This window comes from uncultured Campylobacter sp. (assembly GCF_938045535.1).
In the GTDB taxonomy this organism is placed as follows: Bacteria; Campylobacterota; Campylobacteria; order Campylobacterales; family Campylobacteraceae; genus Campylobacter_B.
On the sequence record NZ_CALIMQ010000294.1, the window covers coordinates 1 to 3,574 of the forward strand.

Genomic DNA, 3,574 nt, shown 5'->3' on the forward strand with positions numbered 1-3,574 from the left:
CATCGCGCGTGAAATTTTTTGTATTTGCCGCGCCGTTCGCCCCTTGCGTTGGGGCTTGTGCGTTTATCTCGCCGCACGTCTCGATCGCTGCGATATTTGCTGCGCTCGCCTGCTCCGCTGCGTTTAAAATTTTAGGCTCGCTTACGCAGATTAAATTTGCCCGCAGCTTGCCGTCCGAGCTCGTGCCGCAAAATTCCCGCTCGCAAACGTTTTGAAATTTTGGAACCTGCACGCCGCGCCCCATTGCCTGCGAGCCATAAAGCTCCGATCCGTCCTCGCCGCAAAATTCCTGCGTTGCCGTGCCGTCAAAGTAAAACGCCTTGCCGATTTGCACGCCTTTATCCGCGCAGCCGCAGACGCCTATGTTTAGCGCAAAGTCCACGCGCCGCGAAAGTAAAATTTCGCCGAAGCGCTTCAAATTTCGCGCGGAGTCAAGATCTAAAATTTTAAAATTTTCAGCTGCATTTAGCGCGGAGCCGGTCTCCGCGTCGCCGCCGCAGATCGCGCCCTCATCCGAACGGTGCTCAAATTTCACGTCCGCGCCGCGTCGATCCTTGCGAAGCTCGCGCCCGAATTCTACATCTGCATCGGCACGGCGAACAAATTCCGCGCCGGGTTCGCTCTTAAATTCTATTTCTATGTCGCCTGCAGCGCCCGCTTCAAATTTAGCCCCAAACCTCACGCCGCAGATGTATAGAAGCATCTGCTCGCCTGCGAACAGATTGCCGCTGCGAGTAAGTTTAAAACTCTCGATTATCGCTTGGGCTTCGCAGCGCAAAGCCGTGCAGATTAGTATCATCGCCGCCCCTTCCAAAAGCGCAATTTTAACAATTTGAGCTATAATGTAAGATTAATTTGGCACAAAAGGGCGAAAATGAACGATCTCATCACCATCACGGGCGCGCGCGAGCACAATCTGAAAAATATAAATTTGCAAATTCCAAAGGACAAACTCGTCGTTTTTACAGGTCTTAGCGGCAGCGGCAAGAGCACTCTGGCGTTTGATACGCTATATGCCGAGGGGCAGCGCAGATACGTCGAGAGCCTAAGCAGCTACGCGAGGCAGTTTTTGGACCGCGTAGGCAAGCCCGACGTCGATAAGATCGTGGGACTGAGTCCCGCTGTCTCCATCGATCAGAAGTCGACGTCGCGCAACCCGCGCTCGACGGTGGGCACGATTACCGAAATTTATGACTATCTGCGCCTCTTATATGCGCGCGTGGGGGTGCAGCACTGCCATAAATGCGGTAAGCCGATCTCAAAGATGAGCTCCAGCGACATCATCGCCGAGATTATGAAGCTGCCGCGCGGCGCGAAGGTGATCTTGGGCGCGCCCTTGGTGCGCGAGAAAAAGGGCAGCTTCGCCGATATGCTACAAAGCTTGCGCGAGCAGGGCTATGTGCGCGCTCAGATCGACGGCGTGCTGGTGCGACTGGACGAGGAGATCGAGCTGAGCAAGACGAAAAAGCACTCGATCAAGGTCATCATCGATCGCACGACCATCGACGAGGAAAATTCCATCCGTATCGCAAGCGATGTCGAAAAGGCGCTCAAGCTCAGCTTCGGCGAGCTCGAGGTGGAGATCGCAAACGCCGCCGAGCTGGGGCTCGCGCAGAGTCTGATCCACTACAGCGAGCATATGGCGTGCTTTGATTGTAAAATTTCATTCAAGCCGCTCGAGCCGCTCGCGTTTAGTTTCAACTCCCCAAAGGGCGCGTGCGAGAGCTGCGACGGGTTGGGGATAAAATTTAGCCTCGATCTGGGCAAGATCATCAACGAAAATGCCTCGATCGAGGGCGGCGCGATCAAGGTAATGTCGGGCTTCAACAAGAGCTATTATTATAAATTTCTGCTCGGGTTTTGCGAGGCAAACGGCATAAACGTCAAAATCCCGTATGCAAACTTAAGCGAGGAGCAAAAAAAGCTGATCCTCTACGGCAGCGTCAAAGAGATCGATTTTTACTGGAAAAAACATAAACTCGTGCGTAAATTTGAGGGCGCGATCAAATACGCCTACGATCTGCTCAAAAACGAAAGCGATCTGGACGATTATATGAGCGAAAAAATCTGCCCCGACTGCGGCGGGCTGCGCCTGCGCCCCGAAAGCCTCGCCGTAAAGGTCGCAGATAAGGGCATCGGCGACGTGATAAATATGAGTATCGCAGACTGCGTGGAATTTTTCAGCGACGAGAAGCGGTTTTCAAATTTAAGCGAAAAGGACGCGCAGATTGCGGCGCCGATCTTAAAAGAGATCAACGAGCGGCTGTTTTTCTTAAAAGACGTTGGGCTTGGATATCTCACGCTTGGGCGCGATGCGCGCACCATCAGCGGCGGTGAGGCACAGCGTATCCGTATCGCAAGCCAGATCGGCTCTGGTCTTAGCGGCGTTATGTACGTGCTCGATGAGCCTAGTATCGGGCTTCACGAGCGCGATACGCAAAAGCTCATCAAGACGCTACGAAGCTTGCAGGAAAAGGGAAATTCCGTAATCGTCGTCGAGCACGATAAAAAAACTATCGAGGCGGCGGATTTTGTCGTAGATATCGGCCCGGGGGCGGGCAATCTAGGCGGCGAGGTCGTATTTGCCGGGGATGTGGCGCATCTGCTTAAAAGCAATACGCAAACCGCGCTGTATCTGAACAACCAAAAGGAGATAAACTACCAAAAGCACCGCAAGCAGGAGCTTTGGCTAAGTATCAAAAACGTAAATATCAATAATATCCACGGCCTTTGCGCAAAATTTCCGCTGCGAAATTTAGTCGGCATCACGGGCGTTAGCGGCAGCGGCAAGAGCTCCTTGGTGCTGCAAACCATACTACCGACGGCACTTGAGGAGCTAAATCGCGCCAAAAAAGTGCACGCGGTAAAGGGCGCTAAAATTTCGGGGCTTGAGAGCCTGGATAAAGTGATCTATCTGGATCAAACCCCGATCGGACGCACCCCGCGCAGCAATCCCGCGACCTACACGGGGGTGATGGACGAGATCCGCGCGCTTTTTGCAGCGACGAAGGAGGCGCAGCTGCGCGGATACAAGATCGGTCGCTTCAGCTTCAACGTCAAGGGCGGACGCTGCGAAAAATGCGCGGGCGAGGGCGAGATCACGATCGAGATGCACTTCCTGCCCGATATCAGCGTCGTTTGCGATGTGTGTCACGGCACGAGATACAACGCGCAGACGCTTGAAATTTTATACAAAAACAAAAGCATAGCCGACGTTTTGGCGATGAGTATCGACGAGGCGCTCGAGTTTTTCAAAGCCGTGCCTAAAATTTATCAAAAGCTAAAGACGCTCGCGGACGTCGGGCTCGGCTACGTTTCGCTAGGCCAACCCGCCACGACGCTTAGCGGCGGCGAGGCACAGCGCGTCAAGCTCGCCAAGGAGCTAAGCCGCACCGACACGGGCAATACGCTCTATATCCTGGACGAACCCACGACGGGGCTACATTTTGCAGACGTAGATCGCCTGGTAGCGGTGTTACATCATTTGGTCGATCTGGGAAATTCCGTCTTTGTGATCGAGCACAATCTGGACGTCATCAAAAACTGCGATTACATCATCGATATGGGGCCCGAA

At 53.6% G+C, this 3,574-nt stretch carries 2 protein-coding genes; one reads left to right on the forward strand and one right to left on the reverse strand.

The window, feature by feature from the left end:
- Nucleotides 1-799: hypothetical protein (locus Q0095_RS09180; protein ID WP_297883229.1), on the reverse strand; the 799-nt coding region annotated here is incomplete at its 3' end.
- A gap of 75 nt (nucleotides 800-874) precedes the next feature.
- On the opposite strand from Q0095_RS09180, the gene uvrA reads away from it, so the two are divergent.
- A partial coding sequence (uvrA, locus tag Q0095_RS09185) for an excinuclease ABC subunit UvrA (protein WP_297883230.1) occupies nucleotides 875-3,574 on the forward strand: 2,700 nt, incomplete at its 3' end.